We start from the raw sequence: 22630 nt of genomic DNA on the forward strand, positions 1-22630 counted from the left end.
TTTTTGTCTAACCCTATAAATTTAAAAACTAAAAACTAAAAACTAAAAACTGAAAAAATTTCCAACATACAAACAAACCGAATCTAAAGATTGTGGTCCAACGTGTATTAAAATTATTGCCAAACATTATGGTAAGTTAATTAACACACAACAATTACGTAATTTAAGTGAAACAACCAGAGAAGGAAGTAGTTTACTAGGTTTAAGTGAAGCCGTAGAGTCTGTAGGCTTTAAATCTTTAGGTGTAAAATTAAGTTTTAAAAAGCTACTAGAGGCACCTTTGCCTTGTATTGTGCATTGGAACAAAAACCATTATGTTGTTGTTTATAAAATTAAGAAAGACACTATTTATATATCAGATCCAGCACACGGATTAATCACTTTTACAAAAAAAGAATTTATAAAACATTGGATCGGTAATAATGCCGATGAAAATACAGAAGAAGGTATTGCTTTATTAATAGAACCCACTCCTAAATTTTATCAATCAGAATTTGAAGAAGACGAGAAATTTGGTTTTCGTTTTATTTTTAAATACTTGTTTAAATACAAGAAATTTGTAGTTCAGTTAATAATAGGGTTACTAGCGGGAAGTTTATTACAATTAGTACTACCATTTTTAACACAAAGTGTTGTAGATGTTGGTATTAAAAATCAAGATTTAAATTTTGTTTATTTAATTTTAATTGCTCAATTATTTTTATTTGTAGGTAAAGCAGCTTTAGAAATTATAAGAAGTTGGATTCTATTACACTTAAGTACACGAATTAATATTTCCTTAATATCAGATTTTTTTATCAAATTAATGAAACTACCCATATCTTATTTTGATGTAAGAATGACAGGAGATTTATTACAAAGAATAAATGATCATAAAAGAATAGAAAGAATACTAACCACTTCTTCTTTAACAGTCTTATTTTCATTTTTCAACCTCATTATTTTTAGTCTTGTTTTAGGCTATTACAGCCTACAGATTTTTGCAGTATTTGTAATTGGAAGTGTTTTGTATTTTGGATGGGTTTTGTTTTTCTTCAAAAAACGTAAAGAATTAGATTATAAAAGATTCTCAGAAGTAAGTCAAGAACAAAGTAAGGTAATAGAACTTATTAATGGAATGCAAGAAATAAAATTGCACAATGCAGAGAAACGTATGCGTTGGAACTGGGAATATGTACAAGCCCGTTTATTTAAAGTAGCCACAAAAAGTTTAGCATTAGAACAGACCCAAAGTGTAGGATCTAATTTTATAAATGAGCTTAAGAATATGTTTGTTACAATTCTATCCGCCAAGTTAGTTATAGACGGAGATATAACCTTAGGAATGATGATGGCAATAAGTTATATCGTTGGTCAATTAAATGGCCCCATAGTTCAGCTTATCAATTTTATGAGAGATGTACAAGATGCCCAAATCTCTTTAGACAGGTTGGGAGAAATCCATAATATGGAAGATGAAGAAAAACCAGGAGATAAATATTTAACAGAGGTTCCAGAGAATGCCACTATAAAATTAAACAATATCTCATTTAGATATACAGGAGGATTAGAACCTGTTTTAAAAGATTTGTCTCTAGAGATTCCAGCCAATAAAACCACAGCCATTGTAGGGGTTAGTGGAAGTGGAAAAACCACATTAATGAAATTACTGTTAGGTTTTTATCAAGTTGATACAGGAGATATTATGATTAATAATTTTAATCTTAAAAACATTTCACCTAGAGAATGGAGGCGAAACTGTGGCGTTGTAATGCAAGAAGGCTACATTTTTAATGACACGATTGCTAAAAACATAGCCGTTGGAGAAGATTATGTAGACAAAGAAAAACTAGCACATGCTATAAATGTTGCCAATATATCAGATTATATAGAAGGTCTTCCTTTAGGCTATAATACTAAAATTGGGTCAGAAGGTTCAGGATTAAGTACTGGACAAAAACAACGATTATTAATCGCAAGATCTGTTTATAAGAATCCAAAATTTTTATTTTTTGATGAAGCAACGAGTGCCTTAGATGCCAATAATGAAAAGGTAATTATGGAGAATTTAAACACGTTTTTTACAGACAAAACAGCGGTTGTTATAGCACATCGATTAAGTACAGTACAAAATGCACATCAAATAGTAGTTTTAGAGAAGGGAAAGATTATAGAAAGAGGAAATCATAAAGAATTAATAAAATTAAAAGGAAGCTATTATCATTTGGTAAAGAATCAATTGAATTTAGGTAAATAAATGTCATTCCTGCAAAAGCAGGAATCTAAAAGTATTTCTTTCGCGAAGAATAGACATAAACTGCAAATGTCTTAAAACGATTGCGGCTTTAATAAACAATAAATTTTTTAATTATGAAAAAACAAATTTTAAATTTAGGAAAGGCTTTAAACAAAGCAGAGCAAAAACAAATTAATGGAGGTGGGCCTGTAGGAATTCCTATACAAATATGTGCGGGAACTGGAGTTGGAGGTCATTGGAATCTTGGTCATTCAGAAGCTTGTATTGGACAGGAAAGCGGAACTAAATGTACTATAAACGGTTATTTGGCAGCTTGTACTGGAAGTGGAGATGGTTTTTGGTTTTACTAAAAAATTAACTCCTGTTTTGGGAATTAAAATTCAAAAAAAGAAAAATGAGATTTTATTCTTTCGCGAAGAATAGACATAATCTGCAAGTGTCTTAAAATGATTGCAGCTTTAATAAATATTTTAATTTTTAATTATGAAAAAACAAATTTTAAATTTAGGAAAAGCTTTGAATAGAGCTGAACAACTACAAATTAATGGAGGTAAAACATGTATTGTTCCTGGCTTTGGTAGTTACCCTGTTGAGGATTGTAATGAATGTGTTAATGATTTAAATCCAGGAGGTCCTGCTGCATGTGTTGGTTTTTAATAAAGGAATTATGAGGAGAAAACAAATTTTAAATTTAGGAAAAGCTCTAAATAAAGTTGAGCAAAAAAGAATTCTTGGAGGAACAAGTAGAACAGTTTGTTCATCAGATTTCTACTATGGTGGGCCAGATTGTCCATGTGATTGCTATTATGATGCAGTAGAAGCAACGTGCTTTGCTATTGATTTTTTTTCTCCTAGTTGCGATTAATTTTATTAACAAAAAACAGAGATACAAGAGTGTCTCTGTTTATTTTATCAATTGATACAAACCTTGGGTGCCTTTATACAGTTCAAGGCTTTAAATAAAGCTGAACAAAAAGAAGTTAATGGAGGTGATTATTCTCCTTTTTGTAATACTAATAGTTACTGTCCAGATGGTTTATTTTGTCATGGATGGGCATGTTTATAAGCAAACAAGAGATATAATTTTTGGTTAAGAATTTACTTGTAGACTAACCTTAATCTGAAATTAAAATTAATGAAGGTGTTATATATATAGCACCTTCTTAAAAATTAAATTTTATGCCACAAGAAAATCAAGATATAGAGATACGCAGTGAAGAGGTACAGGAGATATTAAGTTATGTACCTAATTGGATGATTCGTTGGGGAAATACGTTGTTTCTGTTATTAATTATTATGTTGTTGTTTATTACTTGGTTTGTAAAATACCCAGATGTAATAGCATCACAAGTAATGATTACAACAATAAATCCACCAGAAAAAGTTTATGCAAATTCACCAGGAAAGTTTGATGCTATTTTGGTAAAAGATGGAGATTCAGTAAAGACAAATAAAGGTCTTGCTATCATTGAAAATTCGGCACTTTATAAAGATGTTTTTTTATTAAAAAGAGTACTAGATACATTTACTGTAAATAGAAATAATTTTTCATTTCCAATAAATGAATTACCACCATTAATCTTAGGGAGTATTTTTAATAGTTTTAATGAGTTTGAAAATAACTATTCAGAATATATATTAAATAAAAAGTTAAATCCTTTTCAAAATCAATCATCAGCAAATCAGTTATCACTAATAGAGGCGAGAGGAAGATTACAGATCTTAAATTCACAGAAAGAGCTTAATTTAAAAGAATTAAGTTTTAAAGAAAAAGATTTAGAAAGACAAAAAAGCTTGTTTGATAAAGGAGTTATTTCGGCAAAAGATTTTGAACAAAAACAAATAGATTTTTTACAGGTAAAAAAAGGCTTTAAAAGTTTAGAAAGCTCTATTTCTCAAATAAGAGAATTAATAAGTAATTCTAATAAAGTTTTACGAGGAACTTCTATAGAAAAAACACAGCAAGAAAGTAGGCTTCTTAAAAGAACGGTTCAATCTTTTTATCAATTGAAGAAAGCGATAATAGATTGGGAAAAGCAATTTTTATTAAAATCATCAATAAGCGGTAAAGTCTCTTTTTTATCTTATTGGAATAAAAATCAAACTGTAAAACCTGGAGACTTAGTTTTTACAATAATTCCAGATAATAAAGATTCATTTATAGGTAAGATAGTAGCTCCAGCAGCAAATTCAGGGAAAATAAAAATAGGACAGAAAGTACAAATACAGTTAGCAAATTACCCCTCAGATGAATATGGAGAGTTAAATGGAGAGGTGAAATTAATTTCTTTAGTTCCAAATCAAGAAGGTAATTATTTAATAGATGTGGCATTATCAAAAAAATTAATTACAACGTATGATAGAGAAATAGATTTTAGACAAGAAATGAAAGGTACAGCAAACATTGTAACAGAAGATTTACGCTTGATAGAACGTTTCTTTTATCAACTAAAAAATATAATAAAATAAAAATATTCTTTCGCGAAGAATAGACACAAGCTGTAAGTGTCTTAAAATGATTGCAGTTTTAATAAATATTTAAATTTTTTAATTATGAAAAAATCAATTTTAAATTTAGGGAAAGCTTTAAGTAAAGTAGAACAGAAAAGTATTAATGGAGGAGAAGGATTAGAATGTGTTGAATGGTGTAATGATGGTATATGTAATTGTTGGTCTAGGTTTTCATTTTGCACTATAGAAACTTCACCTTGTCCAGAATAGAAAATTAGATAACAAATTTCTGGTGTAAAAATTATTCAATTATTTAATCAATAGAATTCCTCGAGATTCTACCTAGGGATAGTTTGTTAAAAATTTTAATTATGAAAAAACAGATTTTAAATTTAGGGAAAGCTTTAAATAAAGCAGAGCAAAAATCTATTAATGGAGGAGATTGTTTTACACCATATTTATGCTATGGTGAAGCTAACCCTTTAGTGACGTGTGGTACTTGTGAAGAGTACAATCAATTATCTCAATACTGCAAAAGCAGAGTTATAAATAGCTGTTTTTAATCATAAGATAATACAAAAATAAAGAGGGAGTTTTCTTCCTCTTTTTTAATTCACCTTTATAAATGCCAGAAGAAATTAAAAACATACAATTACGTAGTGAAGAAGTTCAAGAGATATTAAGTTTTGTTCCCCATTGGATGATTCGTTGGGGAAATACACTATTTTTTCTATTAATTATAATGTTGTTATTTATTACTTGGTTTATCAAATATCCAGATGTTATTACAACAGAGGTAATGAGAACCACTGTAAATCTTCCAGAAAAATTATTTGCAAATTTAACGGGTAGGTTTGATCCTATTTTAGTAAATGATAGAGAAAAAGTTAGCACAAACCAAACACTTGCTGTATTAGAAAATTCATCTATATATCAAGATGTTTTATTACTCAAAAATGTAATTGATATTCTATAACAGTAAATCGTAATAATTTTTCATTTCTAATGAAAAATTATAGCACCTGCAGCTAATTCTGGTAAAATTAAGAAAGGGTAAAAAGTACAAATAAAGCTAGCAAACTATCCATCTGACGAATATGGTGAATTAAATGGGAAAATAAATTCTATTTCTTTAATTCAAAATCAAGATGGCAATTATTTAATTGATGTAGAGCTACCGGACAAATTAACAACTTCTTATAATAAAACAATTGAGTTTAGACAAGAGATGAGGGGAATTGCAGATATTGTACCTGAAGATTTACGCTTGATAGAACGGTTCTTTTATCAACTAAAAATATAATAAAATAAAAATATTCTTTCGCGAAGAATAGACACAAGCTGTAAGTGTCTTAAAATGATTACAGTTTTAATAAATATTTAAATTTTTTAATTATGAAAAAATCAATTTTAAATTTAGGGAAAGCTTTAAGTAAAGAAGAGCAAAAAGAAATAACAGGTAAAGGAGGTCATTCACCTGAATTTTGCTCAGCTAATTCAGACTGTTCTCCTGGATTAGGTTGTTGTGAGGGTGAATGTATGACAACTTTTGACTGGCTTAATGTTTGTGGTTAAGATTATTTATTTAAAATAGTTAAATAAGGAGAGTTTTGACTCTCCTTATCTTAATATTATCCAGAGTTTCTACTTAGGTTTATATCAATAAATAAAGAACGTTTATCAATATTTACTTCCACAGTAATTGTAGTGGCTTCTATACCAAAAACGGCAGAACCATAGACTTTTACTAGCATTTTTTTCTTTTTTCTAAAGATAAAGAATCTTAACGAATAAAAAAATGCAACCAAAAGATTGATTGCATTTTAATATATAAATAAGTTTAGATAAAATTTTAAGCAGAGTTTCTACTTGCGTTAATATTTCCAAAAAGAGAACGCATAACCATTTTTTCATAAACTTCAATCTCTTCTGTGTTACCTTCAGTTTTTTGAAGTTCTTGAATTTTCTTTAGCGCAAACTGTTGTATTGTTAATAAAGGTAATACTATTCGTTCTCTTATTTCTATAGATGCTTTTCCTACAGGGAAATTTTCCATTAATTCAGAATGTCCAGTAAGTTTTAAAAGTAATCTTTTAGTTGTTTCATATTCGGCAAAAATTAATTTCCAAAACTCTCCAAATTCAGGATCATCAGCCATATAAGAAGTTAAACCAAAGAAAGATTTTGTTAAACTCATCATACTGTTTTCTAACAAAGTTCTAAAGAAATCAGAATTATTATAAAAATCTTTAACCTCTTCAAACCTACCTGCATCTTCATATTTTTTAAGAGCTGTACCCACACCAAAAAAACCAGGAACGTTTTGTTTTAACTGGCTCCAACTTCCTACAAAAGGAATTGCTCTAAGAGCAGAAAAATCTAAAGTATCAGAATTAGAACGTTTACTTGGTCTACTACCAATATTGGTTTTTGCATAATATTTTAACGTACTCATTTTTTCTAAATACGGTAAAAATTGAGGATGATTTTTAAAGTTTACATAAGTTTGATAACTTGTGTTAGCCATGTCATTTATTAATTCTCTATGCTTATCGTTTAATTGGTCTTTAGTAAAAACATCATTTTTAATACCAGAACTTATTAATTGCTCTAAGTTATATTGAGATGAGTTTTTTGTACCAAAATTAGAACTAATAGTTTGTCCTTGTATTGTTAATTGAATTTCTTTGTCTTCTATAGTAGGTCCTAATGAAGCATAAAATTGATGAGATTTTCCTCCTCCACGTGCAGGTGGTCCTCCACGTCCGTCAAAGAAAATTACTTCAATATCAAATTCTCTAGAAATTCTTGTTAAAGCTTCTTTTGCTTTAAAAATACCCCAGTTTGCCATTAAGTAACCACCATCTTTAGTTCCATCAGAAAAACCTAACATAATGGTTTGTTTGTCTTTTCTTTTAGATAAATGGTATCTATAGGTTTTATTAGAATATAAAGTTCGCATAACGTCTTCTGCATTTTCTAAATCTTCTACAGTTTCAAAAAGAGGAATTACATCTACAGGTAATTCATTTTCAAAATCACATAAGTTTAGCATTGCAAATGTTTCCATAACGTTTAACGCAGTTTGGTTGTTGCTAATAATGTAACGATTTGCACCACGCTCTCCATTTCTTTGTTGAATTTCTTTTAAAGCATAAATAGATTCTATGGTTTTAACAGAAGTTTCGTCTGTTAAAATACTTGGGTCTATTTTTCCTTTAACAACAGATAAAATCTCAACTTGTTCTTCTTGAGAAAGGTTTAGATAGTTTTTTGGAAAAGTAGTGTCTCCTGTTTTTAACAGGTCTTCTACAATTTGTGTAAATGCTTTGTGATGAACTCTACTATCTTGTCTAATATCTAAAGTTGCAAAATGGAATCCGAAAATTCTTACTTTATTAATAAAGTCATTTAATTCTTCTACAAACAATCCTTGGTGCTTGTTTACAATTATTTCTCTTGCAGCATATAATTCATCTAAAAGAATTTTTTGAGAGAAATTTACTTTTGCATAACTTCTTACTACATGCTTATACAACCTCTTTTCTAAACGCGCTAAAATTTCATTAACTCCATCAAAAGTGAAACGTCTTTTTAAACGTCTTACATCTCTGTAATAAACTCTTAAAATTGTTTGACGCAATCTTTCTGCAACATCTAAAGTAATTTTAGTAGTAACAAATGGGTTTCCATCTCTATCTCCACCAGGCCAAAAACCAAGATCAATAATTTCATTATCTATTGGTTTACCATCATAAATATGATGTTGTATGTAATTGTAAATTTTTGGTATTGAGTGATAAAATACATGCTCTAAGTACCAAACTAAACTAACAGCTTCATCAAATGGAGATGGTTTTTCTTTTTTGTAAAATGGAGTTTTACCTAGTTGAGCCAGTAATTTTTTAATTAATAATAAATCATCATTTTGAATGGCTTGGTCTAAATCTGTAATAATTCCTAAAACAGAACCAGGGTAAAATTGTGTTGGATGTGCAGTTAATACAATACGAACTTTAAAATCTTCTAAATGTGCTTTTAATTCGTCTTTTTTATTACTAAGAGCAGCAACTTCTTTAGAGTTTCTAAGAGTACCAAAACCATCCATATTGTTTACAACAGGAAAAGCAGCATCTTCTATTGCATCAAATAATACTACCTGGCGTTCTATAAATTGTATGAAACGAAACAGTAAATCTGTTTTTTCTTTTTCAGTTGGTTCTTCTTGATATTTTTTAAAAAAATGTTCTACAATTTCTGTAGGATTTTTTCCTAATTTAAAACCTTTGTCACATACTTTGTGTAACAGAGGTAAGAGTACTCCAGTATCGTCAATAGTATCAAAAGGAAGTGTTGTAAAAATACTGTTATAAATTTGATATTTAGACAGTACGTTTTCATTAAATCGTTCTAACTTAGGTAAGTTGTTCATTGTATATTGGTTTTTACGGAATAAAATTACAAAAAAGCAAAAGGATAAAACCTACCTTTTTAAGAAAAATTTCTTATTTTATTTACGAAAACGATATAAATTATGTTATTATTTAGTAATATAGTATTTTTTGTAATCAACTATTGATTTTATCTTTGTTTTTGAGCATTGTTTAATTTATAAATTTAAAGACTTTAAAGTTGTAACTAATTTTTTGCTAGAAGGTCTTGGTGCGTTTGCGTTAACAATATTACCATTTGGGTCTATTAATATAAAACGCGGAATACCTTTTATTAGGTATTCTTCTATAAATTGAGATTCCCAATTGTTATCAGCAAATAATTGTATTCCTTTTAATTCTTTATCAATAATCATTTTTTTCCATTTTTCATGATCTTTTACTTTATCAATAGAAATGCTTATAAACTCAATATTTTTATCATGGTATTCTTTTTCTAGTTTCTTTAAGGAAGGTATTTCTGCAATACAAGGTGCACACCAAGTTGCCCAAATATCTAAATATAAATATTTTCCTTTTAAATCATCTAAAGAAGTTGTTCCGCCTGTATTGTTCTCATAATCTATAAATTTAGGAGAGGGTTTTCCTTTTGCTAAAACCTTTAATTTATTATAAGAAGCAATTATTGTTTTATTGTTTTCTTCGTTTGTAGAATTTGCAGAAAAAAGCGAAAAATATTCTTCTAAATGATTTGTATAAGTAATTCCGTATTTCGCATCGTCAAACAATAACTTGTTTTTAATTTTAGTGTTTTTAATTTTAGCTAATGTTTTTAAATATAAAATATCAAAAGGAATAGAGTCTTTGTTTGTTTTTGTATTGAATTCAGATGCTACTAATTCTTTGTATTTAGAGCGAACGAGAGCTCTATAACTTGTAGAAAAAATAAAATCATTTACATTATCTAAATCGAGGTTCTTTAATTCATCTAAGAGATTTTCTGATGCTTTAAAATCTTTATTTTTACTATAATGTGCATAATAACTAGGGTATCTGTTTAAGTAATATAAATAGTTGTAATTGATATTTTTAAGTTCGTTTTTTTTAAATTCTTTAGAAATACCTTTTGTTTTAGCTAATAGATTCTCTTTACTTGTTTTAATTTTTAGAATAGAAGCTTTAAAATCTTCTTCATCTTTTATGTACAGTTTATCTTGATCAATACTTATAGAATCTATATTTTTAGATTTATCTAATAAATATCTATTAATAATACTTTCACTACCTAAAAATTGTATTGTAGAATCTTTCTTTTTTGAGTTGTATTCAATTTTTAGATCAGCTCCTTTTGGAGTGTAAAGTTCTATAAAGTTGTTGTTTTCTCGTAAAGTATAAAATTTTGCAGGCATTCTTAAAGTATCTTTAAAAGAACCATCTTCTGTTATGTTTATTTCAATACTTTTAGACCTATCAAATTGACTATAAAATGTGATTTTTTTAGCATCTGTATTTTCTATTTTACCAGAAACAATGGCGTAATCTACAGCTTTTTTAACTTTAGGTTTACAAGAGATGATTGATGTAAAGGCAATTAAGAGTAATAATTTTTTCATGATTATGAGGGTTTAAGGTTTTATTGTGATTTTTAAAAAGTTGCTTTTTGATTTTTTTTGATGAAAACGATTGTCTTTTCTATGGTTAACTACCCAAATAATATCATCATTCTTAGAACAAAGTAGCCACGTATTTTTTTTTTCTAAAAGCGAAAATTTTTCGTCCTTAAAATATTTGCTCAACTTCTTTTTTCCTGTCATTCCTACTGGATAAAAGAAATCACCATTTTTCCATTTTCTTAGTCTTAGCGGAAAATCTAAACTTTGTTTATCAACATAAATAATTTGTTTATTTTTTGTTGATTTTTCTGCTACTTCTTCAATTTTTAAATGAATAGGCTTTGTAATTTCTGTTTGACTTTCTTTAATAAGAAAAGACTCTTCTTTAACATCAACTTTTTTTTCTTTAGTTAAAATAAGAAAGTTTCTGTCTTTTAATAAAACATGTGTTTTAGAGTGAATTTGTTTACCAGATTGAGCAGAAAGTAATTGATAAACATCATTCCATTCTGTAAAATTATACTCTTTTAAAAGTTGATATAAATAAGCTTTTGGGTTTGATAATTCTTCTATTTCTTTAATATGTAACTTTATAATGTCTTTTTCAGAAGAAATTATTTCTTTAGAAATATCGCTAATTTTATCTTCAATAATTTGCTGACTCTCTTTTAAATGAGCGGTTGTATTTGCAAAAGTTTCTAATAAACTAGGATTGATTTCTTTTAAAATAGGTACAATAAGATGTCTAACTTTATTTCTTGTGTATTTTGTAGAGGCATTACTTTTGTCTTCTCTCCAATCAATAGTATTGTTTTTAGCAAAAGCCAAAATATCTTCTCTAGAAAAAGGTAATAACGGTCGAATAATGTTTCCGTTAATTTCTGGAATTCCAGTAAAACCTTCTAATCCACTTCCTCTAGTTAGGTTGATTAAAAATGTTTCTAAATTATCATCTGCGTGATGTGCCGTTAATAAGTAATTAAATTGATGTTGCGCTATTAATTGATTAAACCAATTGTAACGCAAATTTCTAGCAGCTATTTGTGTAGATTGCTTGTTTTCTTTGGCAAATTCTGTAGTGTTAAAATGAGTTGTAAAAACAGGAATATTTAATTTTTCTGCTAATTTTTTTACAAAATCTTCATCTAAATCACATGCTGTTGGTCTTAAATTAAAGTTGCAATGCGCTAAAGAAATATCAAAATTTAAAGAAGATAAAAGATGTGTTAAAACCACAGAATCTACTCCGCCAGAAATGGCTATTAAGAGTTTTTTATCCTTTAAAAAAGGAAGATTATTTATAATGTGATTTGATAATTTCTGTAGCATTTTTATACTTAAAAATGTAAATTAAACTTGTTTTCTTAACCAAGTTCTAATTTCTTTTCTTAAAGAAACTTCTGGTTTAGGCAATGGTATTGTTTTACCAAATTGTTTACTTCTATTAAATTTAGAAAATGTAATTTTTAGTTGTTTCCATTCTGTCGGATATAAATCTAAAAATGTATTGAACATATTTTGTTCATTCGGTTTTTCGTCTAAACTTTCTAAAGTTTTTTTAAATTTTTCTTCTTGATCAATTATCATTTAGTAAATATAAATAAATCTGTTTTTAATCTTTTATAGCTTTATAGAAAACCTGTTGCAATTTAGGTCTAATATTTAAGTTGTAAATATTTCTATGATTTCTGTTAGGATAAACCCTGTTTGATAAGAAAATAAAAATCAAATCATTTTTAGGATCTGCCCAAACAAAGGTACCTGTAAAACCACTATGGCCAAAACTTTCTGGACTTACTTCTGGTGCAGGATACGCTTCTTTTATAGATAATTTAGAATTCCCAATCATAGGTTTGTCAAATCCAAGACCTCTTCTGTTTTCATTTTCTGGATACTGAATTTTTGTAAATTCCCTTAAAGTATTTTCCGAAATATATCTTTTTCCATCGTAAATACCATAATTGGCGTACATCTGCATCACTTTTGCTAAATCTAAAGCTGTGCCAAACAAACCTGCATTACCAGAAATACCTCCTAAAAGTGCTGCATTTTCATCATGAACCCAGTTTTTAGTCAATCCTTTTCTAAAAATAGTATCTATTTCTGTAGGGACAATAAAGTTTTTGAAGTTTTTATCTTTTGGTCTGTAACCTAAAGTATTTGCATCTATAGGTGAGTAGAAGTTTTTTTGTAGATAATTTGTATATCTTTTTTTTGTAATTTGTGATATTAAGTCAGGATAAATTAAAAAGCTTAAACCAGAATATTTATATTTTTTTATATCAGAAACTTTATATCTATTAATTTGTCTAAATACTTTGTTTTTGAATCGGTTTTTTACAAAAAAGCTGTCATAAGCTTCATTTTTAAACCTTTTACTTGCTTTCTTTTTAATAAAACGCTTTTTAAGTTTTCCGTTCTTTTTGTAAACTTCATTCAAAAAAACGATGTAAGGATTCAAGCCTGCTTGATGAGCTAAAACCTCTCTAATGGTTAAGTCTTTTTTATCCTTTCTTTTTTTCCAAGGTTTCCAATAATCACTAAAAGGGTTATCTAAATCTAATTTACCTTCGCTATGTAATTTCATTAAAGCAGGTAACGGACCAATAATTTTTGTTACCGAAGCTAAATCATAAATATCATCTAAATTTACTTTTTGTAAACTATCATATGTATGGTAACCGTAAGCTTTATCAAAAATGATTTTGTGGTTTTTTGCGACTAATATTCGAGCCCCAGGAAATGCTTCTTTTTGTATACCTAAATTTATAATAGAATCTACTTTTGTGTGTATGTAAAGAGAATCTATATTTACTTCAGACGGATTTCCGTATGAAAGTTTCTTGTTTTGCGAAATTGTAAAACTAGAAATAAATATAATTACAAACAGCGTGTATTTATGCTTGGGCATTAACATTTTAATTTTATAAAGATGTAAAGAAAAATCTAATTTAATTATAATTTTGTAAAACATATTTCATTGCCTTTGCTTTTAACAAACATTCTTCGTATTCTTTTTCTACAACCGATTTAGCAGTAATTGCACCTCCAACAGAATAAGAAACATATTTTTTAGCTTCATTATATAAAATGCTTCTAATAATTACGTTAAAATCAAAGTCGTTTTCTGGAGTAAAATAACCAATTGTACCAGAGTACAAACCTCGTTTTGTTTCTTCTAGATTTTCTATAATTTTCATGGCAGAAACTTTAGGTGCACCAGTCATACTTCCCATAGGGAAAGTACTTTGTAGAATATCTATTGGATGTGTGTTTTCATCAACATTAGAAACGACAGTAGAAATTAATTGATGTACTTGCTTAAAAGAATATACTTTACATAATTCTTCTACTTTTACACTTCCTATTTTTGCAGTTTTAGACAAGTCGTTTCTTACTAAATCTACAATCATTATATTTTCTGCACGTTCTTTTTCATCTCTCATTAAATCATTCGCAATTTTAGCATCATCAAATTCGCTAATTAATCTTTTGGCAGTTCCTTTTATGGGTTGAGAAATTACTTTTGTACCTTCTTTTTTAATATATCTTTCTGGTGATGCACACAAAGCATATTGATTGTCTAATTTTAAGAAAGAAGCAAAAGGTGGTTCTGATATTTGGTTGAGGTGTTTGTAAACTTGAACAGGATTTATAGTTGAATTTTCTGCATAAAACTCCTGACAAAAATTGGTTTCATAAATATCTCCTTGATGAATATGTTCTAATATTTTATTGATTTTAGAATGATATTCATCTTTATGAACTCTTAGTTTTATTTTAATATCTGATGCTATCTTTTTAGAAGTTTCTTGATTTTTATATTTTTTTATTTCTGTATAATCGCTTTCAATTTCATCATCTACCATTTTTAAATAATGAAATTGAACATTGTTATCTTTAATAAAAACAAGTTTTTTTGGTTGAAAGAAATACAAATCTGGAAAATTTAATCCATCAAAATTTTTAGATGAAAGTTGTTCTATATCATTTTTAACATCATAAGTGATATACCCAAAAATATAATCTTTTGTAATGGTTTGGTATTCTTTTAACTTTTCAAAAGCATTGTAATAATCTGTCTTAATTGAAGTAAAATCATCTGCTGCCAATGCACAATCAAAACTAGAATAGTTTTGTTTATAGTTGTTAGAATCTAACCAAATAACAGTTTCAAATTGTTGAGACCAACACAGTAAATTGTGTTTAAAGTCAACAATGTTTTCTACAGAAAAAGTACGAATTGTTCTTTGCATATTTGTGCCAAAAATACAATTCTTATTGGTTAGAGCTTAAAGAAGTTTAAAATGTTTTTCCTAATGTAAATTGAATTGGAACTGCAACTCCAGAGTTTTGAGGGAAATTATTTCCGTTAGAATAATGCATAATTCTAAGTTCTGCATTATAACTACGTTTTTTTCCGAAGAAAACTCCAAAACCCATGGTGTCTTGAAAGGTAATTTTTGGTCCTGTATTTAGTTTGTCAATATTTTTTACAGTTAAGTAAGTAGGACCTATTAACGAATAATTTGCGTAAAAATCAAACCCTTTTTTTCTCATTAAATAAAAACGTATAGAAGGAAAAATAGAAAATGCCAACACTTTTTCATTAGTTGCTTCTGTATTAAAAGCTGTAATACTAACTCCCCAATCTAAAGAAAAAATCTTTTCGGTTCTAAAAGCTAATTTTTGATAGGTAACAGAAAAAGTATTTGCAGCTTTTACTTCACCAACCCAAAAAATTGGGATTCCAAAGCTTTCGAAATTACCAACTTTTAAACTCATTCCAAAAAAACGATTCACTCCAAAACCAATTTTACTTGTTCCGTAACTTACTTGAATTAAATTTTTTGGAAAGAAATATCCGTTATTTTCGTGTTTTTTAACAACTTCTTTGGACAATTTATTAAGATGATACTCAAAACCAAATGAAACTTGCGAAATAGAGGGCTGATTTTCTTTTTCTGATTCCGGTAAAAATGTTCCGTTTAAATTCAATCTAAATTTATTATTTAATTTATAATTAAAGCCAAAACCATAGAGTAAACTTCCAAAGTGAGCATCATTATAAATTACTTTATCATTTATAGAAAACCCAACTCTAGTAACATTTGCAATACCAGCTTCACCATAAAGTGATAGCTTTTTATTTAAGTTTATCTCTTGTTTAAGAGATAAAGACCAAGCATTTATCCAAACACTTCTGTCGTAACCAATATTATTTACATTGTCGTATTTAAACCAAGAAGCGGGTCTAATTGTACCAAATTGAATGGCTAAATTTGGTTTAATTTTATATCCTAACAACATTCTTCCAGAAAACGAATTTTTACTGTAAGAATCTGTTTTATAACCGTCAATTAAATTATCATTAGAAAAAGGATAAAAAATACCGCCAAAATTAATGCTGTAATAAGTTTTAGATAAAAAATCTGATGGTTGAGATTTTGAGTAATTTTTTTCTTGACTGAGTAAGTTTAAAGAAAATAAGAAAGTAAAAAATACAGTAGCAATTTTTTTCATGTGCTAAAAATAAGAAACTTTCTAAAAAGAAAAAGAAATGGCATAAAGGTTGTATTTATTTAGACAATAGTATATTTACATTATGGAATTAATTATTTTAGGATTAGTAGTTGGTTTAGGGGTTTCTTATTTAATTTCTCAAAAATTCTCTTTATCAAAGAAAAAAAGTTTAACAGAAAAACAATCGGTTATTTTGTTAGATAAAATTAGAAAAGTATCAAAATTAATTACTGTTGAAGGAGATTTTTCTGAAATTTATCATCATGAAAACACCAAAGAAAAGTTTTGGGGAAGCATTGTAAGTAAGAAAAAAGCAATTATTTTAATTACCGCGAAAGCACATATTGGTTTCGATTTTAGAAAGATAAAATTACAATCTGATACTAAGAGAAAGCAAATTATTTTATCAGAATTTCCTGCCCCAGAAATACTATCAATAGAAACAGATACAAAGTTTTACGACATACAAAATGGTTATTTAAACAAGTTTGATACAGAAGATTTAACAATTTTAAATAAAGAAGCTAAAGAACATGTGTTGAATAAAATACCAGATAGTAATTTAATTCAATTGGCAAATAAAGAAGCTTTAGAGGCTATTTTGTTAATGGAAAGTTTGGTTGAAACCATTGGCTGGAAATTAGATTATACAGCACTAGAAACCACTGAAGCGCATAAAAAAATCTCGAAATAAAATTTATTTCGAGATTTCTTAAATTAAATATTTTCAATACTTTTAAGCATTTAAAGGTTTTCCATCCCAAGCAGCTTTTGCAGCTTCTTTTACAGCCTCAGAATAGGTTGGGTGACCATGACAAATTCTTGCTAAATCTTCTGCAGAAGCTCTAAATTCCATAGCAACAGCAGCTTCCATAATTAAATCTGCAACTCTTGCACCCACCATATGAACTCCTAAAATTTCATCCGTATTTTTATCTGCTAGAACTTTTACAAAACCATCAATATCTCCACTTGCACGAGATCTACCTAAAGCTCTCATAGAAAATTTACCTGATTTGTAATCAATTCCAGCATCTTTTAATTCTTGTTCCGTTTTTCCTACTGCAGCAACTTCTGGCCATGTGTAAACAATTCCAGGAATTAAATTATAATCAATATGTGGTTTTTCTCCAGCCAAATATTCAGCAACAACAACGCCTTCTTCTTCAGCTTTATGTGCTAACATTGCACCTTTTACAACATCTCCAATTGCATAAATATTTTTAATATTTGTTTGTAAATGGTCATTTACATCAACTTGTCCACGTTCGTTAACTTCTACACCCACTTTTTCTAAACCTAAACCTTCTGTATATGCTTTTCTACCAACAGCAACCAAACAATAATCACCTTTAAATTCAACTTCTACACCTTTTTTATTGGTAGCTTTTACAATAACTTCATCTCCATTTCTTTCAACAGAAGTTACACCATGACTTACATTAATTTTCATACCTTGTTTCTTTAAAACTTTGGTAAGTTCTTTAGAAACATCAGCATCCATAGTTGGTGTAATTTTCGGAGCATATTCTACCACAGAAACATGTGCACCTAAACGTTTATACACAGACCCTAATTCTAAACCAATAACGCCACCACCAATAACAATTAAATGTTTTGGTACTTCTTTTAATTCTAAAGCTTCAGTAGACGTAATTACACGCTCTTTGTCTAAAGAAATAAAAGGTAAAGTAGATGGTTTAGAACCTGTTGCTATAATTGTATTTGTTCCTTCAATAATTTCTGAAGAACCATCACTTTTAGTAACTTTTACATGTGTGGCATCTTCAAAAGAACCCAAACCTTCATAAACATCAATCTTGTTTTTGTCCATTAAGTATTTAATTCCTCCAGTTGTAGTTTCTACAACTTTTGCTTTTCTGTCAATCATTTTACTAAAATCGAAAGTTGGTTTTTCTATAGAAATTCCATGTTCTTCAAAATGATGAACAGCATCATAAAAATGATGCGAAGAATCTAACAAAGCTTTAGATGGAATACAACCAACATTTAAACATGTTCCTCCTAACGTCGGATATTTTTCGATAATTGCTACTTTTTTTCCTAATTGAGAAGCTCTTACAGCAGAAATGTATCCTCCAGGACCAGATCCAATTACAATAATGTCGTATTTCATTTGTGGTTAAGTTTTGCGTATAATGTAACCTTTCGGTTTGTTTTTTATTGATAGTTGACAAAAATACGGATATTTTCACAGAATAAAGTAAGAATTTAGTAGTTTTACTAATTGGAAAAATTTAAAACTTACACAATGAAAATTATTAAAAAAATACTGCTAATACTACTTATTATTTTATTGATTTCGCAATTTTTTGGACCAGATAAAAATGAAGGCTCTTTAACTTCTTTAGAAACTTTTATATCAGAAACCAATCCGCCAGAAAATGTACATAAAATTTTAAAGGAAAGCTGTTATGATTGTCATTCTAATAAAACTGTATACCCCTGGTATAGCAATATTACACCAGTTAATTATTGGTTAGCAGACCATATAAAGGATGGTAAAAAGCATTTAAATTTTTCTAATTGGAATAATTATTCTTTAAAGAAAAAAGAGCACAAAGTGGATGAATTATATGAAGAAGTTGAAAAAGGAGAAATGCCATTAAATTCTTATACTTGGACGCATTCTGAGGCTAATTTAACACAAGATCAAATTGAAGCAATAGTTTCTTGGGGTAAAAAAGTACAAGCAGATTATAAGCAACAAATAAATTCTAAATAGTTGAATAAACAGCACTTGTTAATTATTGGTTATGTCTGGGTAGAGCCTAATTCTTCTGCTGCTGGTAGTAGAATGTTGCAATTAATTGAGCAGTTTTTACAGCAAGATTTTAAAATAACTTTTGCTTCTCCATCTCAAAAAAGTGATAAAACTTATAGTTTAAAATCTTTAGGTATTGATGAAGTTTCTATTCAATTAAATTCTTCTTCTTTTGATAATTTTATAAAAGATCTACAACCAACAACTGTATTATTCGATCGTTTTATGATGGAAGAACAATTTGGTTGGAGAGTTGCAGAAAATTGCCCCAAAGCAATACGTATTTTAGATACTGAAGATTTACATTTTTTAAGAAAAATACGTCATCAACAATTAAAAAAAAGTGAAGAGTTAACAACAGAAGCATTATTAAAATCTGATGATGCAAAAAGAGAAATTGCTGCTATTTTACGATGCGATTTATCTTTGATTATTTCAACTTTTGAAATGGATTTATTAAAATCTGTTTTTAAAATTGATAAAAGCATTCTTTATTACCTACCTTTTTTATTAGATAAAATTGATGAAAATCAAATAGAAAGTTGGAAGCCTTTTGAAGAAAGAAATCATTTTGTATTTATTGGTAACTTTTATCATAAACCAAATGTTGATGCTGTTTTAACTCTAAAAAAACAGATTTGGGGGTTGGTAAAAAAACAACTTCCAAATGCTGAACTTTACATTTATGGCGCTTATGCAAGTCAACAAATAAATCAGTTACATAATAAAAAAGAAGGTTTTATCATTAAAGGTTTTGCAGAAGATGTAAAAGAGGTGGTTTATAATGCAAAAGCAGTTTTAGCTCCGCTACGTTTTGGAGCAGGAATAAAAGGGAAATTAACCGAAGCAATGGTTTGCGGAACGCCAAGTGTAACAACAAAAATTGGAGCAGAAGGAATGTATAATAATTTACCTTGGAATGGTTTTGTGACTGATAATTACAATGATTTTTCAAAAAAAGCCATTCAATTATATACTGATGAAAATTTGTGGAAAACTTCTCAAAAAAATGGAGTTGAAATCATCAATCAGATTTATAATAAAGAAAATTTAGGTTTGCCTTTTATCAATAAAGTAAAAGAGATTCAAGAAAAATTAGAACAACACAGAACTCAGAATTTTTTAGGAAGTTTATTACAACATCAAACCCTACAAGCTACAAAATATATGAGTAAATGGATTGAAGCTAAAAACAAGTAGATATTTTTATAATTATTTAATAGGAATTTCTTCTACAATACTTTCGTTTCCATATTTGTCGATAGCAGAAATAGCAATTGTATTTAATGTTTCTTTAGAGTTGTCTGATACTAACGGAATTTTTTGTGAATTTGTAAATCTGCCATGAATGGTATAACTCCATTTATCGTTATATTTATGATGTATAACCCAATTGGCTATTTTATCAATGCTTTTATGAGTCCAGGTTATTGATAAACTATCTTTTTCTATAGAATAATTAAGTGTCGGTTTTTCTGGTTTAGTTTGGTTTAACCAGGGAGATTTAGGTACAAGTGCTTGATTTTTATAAGGTCCGCTAGCGATTTCTTTAATAAGATCTGGAGAATTAATTAAAGGAGCAATACTCCAATGAACTGCTCCAGGAGAATTTGGTAACATCCCTTTTGTAATCATAATTTGATTGATGACTTCGTCAATAGCTTCATTTCCTTTTTTCTTACCAATATTCATCCCTGGCCAAAGATGTCTTCTTTTTTTGTTTTCTTGTTTCCACCAATTAAGCAAAACAGGAAAACTAAGATCTATCCTGTTGATTGGCCAATACAATTGTGGGGTGAAATAATCTACCCACCCTTCGTTAAGCCAAAGTTTTGCATCTGCGTAAAGCTCATTGTATTGGTCAAAACCAGAGGTTACTGATGAAGGGTGATTTGGTCGCCAAAAACCAAAAGGACTAATTCCGAATTTTACATGTGGTTTTACTTTTTTAATGTTTATGTAAACCGTTTGTATAAAATCATTTACATTTTGACGTCTCCAATCATTTCTTTTTAAATTTCCACCAGAATTTAAGTAGGTTTTCCAACTTTTTTCGTCTGGAAAGTTTTTATTGTTGTTGTAAGAAGGGTAAGGATAAAAATAATCATCAAAATGAATTCCATCAACATTATATCTTTTAATAATGTCCATGACAACTTTGTAACTATGATCTTGCGTTTTTTTATTCCCAGGATCTAACCACCAAAAACCAGTTTCTAGTTTTACTGCTAATTCTGGGTGTTTACTTGCAATAGATGTTCTTGTTATTTTTCCGCCTGCGGTATGGTGTGCTCTATATGGGTTTAGCCAAGCATGTAGTTCGAGACCTCTTTTATGCGCTTCTTTAATCCAAAATTCTAAAGGATCATAATAAGGAGATGGCGCTTTTCCTTGAGTACCTGTTAAATAATAAGACCAAGGCTCTAAATTACTTTTGTATAAAGCATCAGCTTGGGGTCTAACTTGTAGTATGACTGCGTTAAAGTTATTTTTTTTAAGAAGATTTAATAATGTTATTGCTTCTTTTTTTTGCTGTTCACTAGAAAGTCCACGTTTACTGGGCCAATTTATGTTTGCTACAGAGGCTATCCAAGAAGCTCTAAATTCTCTTTCGATAGGCAGCGTCTTGTTTGTTTTAATTTGAGGAGTATATATTTTTTTACTACAATTAATTAAAAGAAATGCGGTAATTAAAATTAAATATTTTATTTCTTTTTGAAAATAGCTTTTTAGAGAAATCATATTTTTACAATTCTTAATGTTTAAATTTAAAGCTGATTTTAACTAATTGTAGAGGTGTAACGTTAATTTATTTAAATTAACGTTACACCAGAATCGATATAAGGTTTTAATATAGGGTCATCTACGTCTAAGTCGGTAATGGCAATGTCAATTTCCTTAAGACTACATACATCGTAATTAAGTCTCATATTTAATTTGTTTGAAGTAGATAAATAAATGTTGCGTTCCGATGAGTTAATCATCTGTTTTTTTACTAAAGCTACTTCGTAACCTTCACCTGTAATTCCTTGTTCTAAACTAAATCCACTTACGCCAATAAAACAAAGGTTTGCAGTTATTTTTGATAAAAATTGAATTACATCAATGCCAGTTGTTACCATTGCGTTTCTTTGTATTCTGCCACCAATAAATATAGTTTCAATAGTTGGGTGTTCTGCTAGTTGCATGGCAATTGGTAAACTATATGTATAAATAGTTGCTTTTAATGTTTTAGGAAATAATTTAGCTAGCATTAAATTTGTGGTTCCTCCGCTCATTATAATAACCATTCCGTCTTCAACTAATGTAATTGCTTTTTTTGCAATGATCACTTTTTCTTCTCTTTTGTAAATTACATCTTCATTGTAATGATAGAGTTTTTGCATTGTAGAGATTGCACCACCGTGAACTTTAGTTAATAAGCCTTTTTTGTCTAATTCTTTTATATCTCTCCTTATAGTGTCTTCTGATACATTTAATTTTTCGGATAAAAAACTAGAGCTAACCTGTCTATTAATACTTACTTCATCTACTACTTTTTGCTGTCTCTCTTTCTTCTTCATAAAAGTTCATTTTTTCAAAAATAAGATTTTATTAAGGAATTATGCAAATAATTTTTTATTAAAAAATA

24 protein-coding genes are annotated in these 22630 nt (G+C 28.4%); 13 read left to right on the forward strand and 11 right to left on the reverse strand.

The features are described 5' to 3' along the window. Positions 1 to 49: 49 nt before the first annotated feature. From ABJG40_RS08170 to ABJG40_RS08215, 10 genes are all read left to right on the forward strand, one after another. A complete protein-coding gene (locus tag ABJG40_RS08170) occupies positions 50 to 2236 on the forward strand; it encodes a peptidase domain-containing ABC transporter (protein WP_348024123.1) in 2187 nt (728 codons plus the stop codon). 113 nt (positions 2237 to 2349) lie between these two features. Then, entirely contained in the window at positions 2350 to 2586 is a 237-nt protein-coding gene (locus tag ABJG40_RS08175; RefSeq protein WP_348024092.1) for a hypothetical protein, read from the forward strand. Positions 2587 to 2719: 133 nt separating this feature from the next. After that, positions 2720 to 2893, forward strand: coding sequence for a hypothetical protein (locus tag ABJG40_RS08180; RefSeq protein ID WP_348024093.1), 174 nt, complete (start codon positions 2720 to 2722; stop codon positions 2891 to 2893). A gap of 10 nt (positions 2894 to 2903) precedes the next feature. After that, a complete protein-coding gene (locus ABJG40_RS08185) occupies positions 2904 to 3101 on the forward strand; it encodes a hypothetical protein (protein WP_348024094.1) in 198 nt (65 codons plus the stop codon). Between the two features lie 51 nt (positions 3102 to 3152). Continuing rightward, entirely contained in the window at positions 3153 to 3302 is a 150-nt protein-coding gene (locus ABJG40_RS08190; RefSeq protein ID WP_348024095.1) for a hypothetical protein, read from the forward strand. 113 nt (positions 3303 to 3415) lie between these two features. Continuing rightward, a complete protein-coding gene (locus ABJG40_RS08195) occupies positions 3416 to 4705 on the forward strand; it encodes an HlyD family efflux transporter periplasmic adaptor subunit (protein ID WP_348024096.1) in 1290 nt (429 codons plus the stop codon). A gap of 84 nt (positions 4706 to 4789) precedes the next feature. Further along, positions 4790 to 4957, forward strand: coding sequence for a hypothetical protein (locus ABJG40_RS08200; RefSeq protein WP_348024097.1), 168 nt, complete (start codon positions 4790 to 4792; stop codon positions 4955 to 4957). A gap of 101 nt (positions 4958 to 5058) precedes the next feature. Further along, positions 5059 to 5250 (forward strand): hypothetical protein, encoded by a 192-nt coding sequence (locus ABJG40_RS08205; RefSeq protein WP_348024098.1) that lies wholly within the window; start codon positions 5059 to 5061, stop codon positions 5248 to 5250. Positions 5251 to 5312: 62 nt separating this feature from the next. Continuing rightward, the gene (locus ABJG40_RS08210) at positions 5313 to 5663 is read left to right on the forward strand and encodes a hypothetical protein (RefSeq protein WP_348024099.1); all 351 of its coding nucleotides are present in this window, start codon (positions 5313 to 5315) and stop codon (positions 5661 to 5663) included. A 419-nt stretch (positions 5664 to 6082) separates the two neighbouring features. Beyond that, the gene (locus ABJG40_RS08215; RefSeq protein ID WP_348024100.1) at positions 6083 to 6262 is read left to right on the forward strand and encodes a hypothetical protein; all 180 of its coding nucleotides are present in this window, start codon (positions 6083 to 6085) and stop codon (positions 6260 to 6262) included. Positions 6263 to 6318: 56 nt separating this feature from the next. On the opposite strand, the gene ABJG40_RS08220 is transcribed toward ABJG40_RS08215, so the two are convergent. The 8 genes from ABJG40_RS08220 to ABJG40_RS08255 all read right to left on the reverse strand — a co-directional run bounded on the left by ABJG40_RS08220 (position 6319) and on the right by ABJG40_RS08255 (position 16214). Beyond that, positions 6319 to 6441 (reverse strand): hypothetical protein, encoded by a 123-nt coding sequence (locus ABJG40_RS08220; RefSeq protein ID WP_348024124.1) that lies wholly within the window; start codon positions 6439 to 6441, stop codon positions 6319 to 6321. 98 nt (positions 6442 to 6539) lie between these two features. After that, positions 6540 to 9119, reverse strand: a complete 2580-nt coding sequence (locus ABJG40_RS08225; protein ID WP_348024101.1) for a phosphoenolpyruvate carboxylase — start codon at positions 9117 to 9119, stop codon at positions 6540 to 6542. A 177-nt stretch (positions 9120 to 9296) separates the two neighbouring features. Beyond that, positions 9297 to 10691, reverse strand: coding sequence for a TlpA disulfide reductase family protein (locus ABJG40_RS08230; RefSeq protein ID WP_348024102.1), 1395 nt, complete (start codon positions 10689 to 10691; stop codon positions 9297 to 9299). Between the two features lie 12 nt (positions 10692 to 10703). Then, positions 10704 to 12020, reverse strand: coding sequence for a tRNA lysidine(34) synthetase TilS (gene tilS / locus ABJG40_RS08235; RefSeq protein ID WP_348024103.1), 1317 nt, complete (start codon positions 12018 to 12020; stop codon positions 10704 to 10706). A 21-nt stretch (positions 12021 to 12041) separates the two neighbouring features. After that, a complete protein-coding gene (locus tag ABJG40_RS08240; RefSeq protein ID WP_348024104.1) occupies positions 12042 to 12278 on the reverse strand; it encodes a hypothetical protein in 237 nt (78 codons plus the stop codon). A gap of 25 nt (positions 12279 to 12303) precedes the next feature. Continuing rightward, the gene (locus ABJG40_RS08245; RefSeq protein WP_348024105.1) at positions 12304 to 13602 is read right to left on the reverse strand and encodes a serine hydrolase; all 1299 of its coding nucleotides are present in this window, start codon (positions 13600 to 13602) and stop codon (positions 12304 to 12306) included. A gap of 40 nt (positions 13603 to 13642) precedes the next feature. Beyond that, entirely contained in the window at positions 13643 to 14947 is a 1305-nt protein-coding gene (gene pabB / locus ABJG40_RS08250; RefSeq protein WP_348024106.1) for an aminodeoxychorismate synthase component I, read from the reverse strand. A gap of 46 nt (positions 14948 to 14993) precedes the next feature. Continuing rightward, positions 14994 to 16214 (reverse strand): acyloxyacyl hydrolase, encoded by a 1221-nt coding sequence (locus tag ABJG40_RS08255; RefSeq protein WP_348024107.1) that lies wholly within the window; start codon positions 16212 to 16214, stop codon positions 14994 to 14996. A gap of 82 nt (positions 16215 to 16296) precedes the next feature. Here ABJG40_RS08255 and ABJG40_RS08260 point away from each other — a divergent pair, with 82 nt between their 5' ends. Next, positions 16297 to 16908, forward strand: a complete 612-nt coding sequence (locus ABJG40_RS08260) for a DUF4230 domain-containing protein (protein WP_348024108.1) — start codon at positions 16297 to 16299, stop codon at positions 16906 to 16908. Positions 16909 to 16950: 42 nt separating this feature from the next. On the opposite strand, the gene lpdA is transcribed toward ABJG40_RS08260, so the two are convergent. Beyond that, positions 16951 to 18351, reverse strand: a complete 1401-nt coding sequence (gene lpdA, locus ABJG40_RS08265) for a dihydrolipoyl dehydrogenase (RefSeq protein ID WP_348024109.1) — start codon at positions 18349 to 18351, stop codon at positions 16951 to 16953. Between the two features lie 135 nt (positions 18352 to 18486). Between lpdA and ABJG40_RS08270 the strand changes: the two genes are divergently transcribed. Continuing rightward, on the forward strand, positions 18487 to 18960 hold the full coding sequence (locus ABJG40_RS08270; protein WP_348024110.1) for a heme-binding domain-containing protein: 474 nt from the start codon (positions 18487 to 18489) through the stop codon (positions 18958 to 18960). Continuing rightward, positions 18961 to 20199, forward strand: a complete 1239-nt coding sequence (locus ABJG40_RS08275; RefSeq protein WP_348024111.1) for a glycosyltransferase — start codon at positions 18961 to 18963, stop codon at positions 20197 to 20199. Between the two features lie 12 nt (positions 20200 to 20211). Here the strand turns inward: ABJG40_RS08275 and ABJG40_RS08280 are convergent, their stop codons facing one another. Both ABJG40_RS08280 and ABJG40_RS08285 read right to left on the reverse strand, forming a co-directional pair. Beyond that, positions 20212 to 21741 (reverse strand): family 10 glycosylhydrolase, encoded by a 1530-nt coding sequence (locus ABJG40_RS08280; protein WP_348024112.1) that lies wholly within the window; start codon positions 21739 to 21741, stop codon positions 20212 to 20214. Positions 21742 to 21812: 71 nt separating this feature from the next. After that, positions 21813 to 22562, reverse strand: coding sequence for a DeoR/GlpR family DNA-binding transcription regulator (locus ABJG40_RS08285; protein WP_348024113.1), 750 nt, complete (start codon positions 22560 to 22562; stop codon positions 21813 to 21815). Positions 22563 to 22630: the final 68 nt, after the last annotated feature.

This window comes from Polaribacter sp. (genome assembly GCF_039939415.1).
Taxonomy (GTDB): domain Bacteria; phylum Bacteroidota; class Bacteroidia; order Flavobacteriales; family Flavobacteriaceae; genus Polaribacter.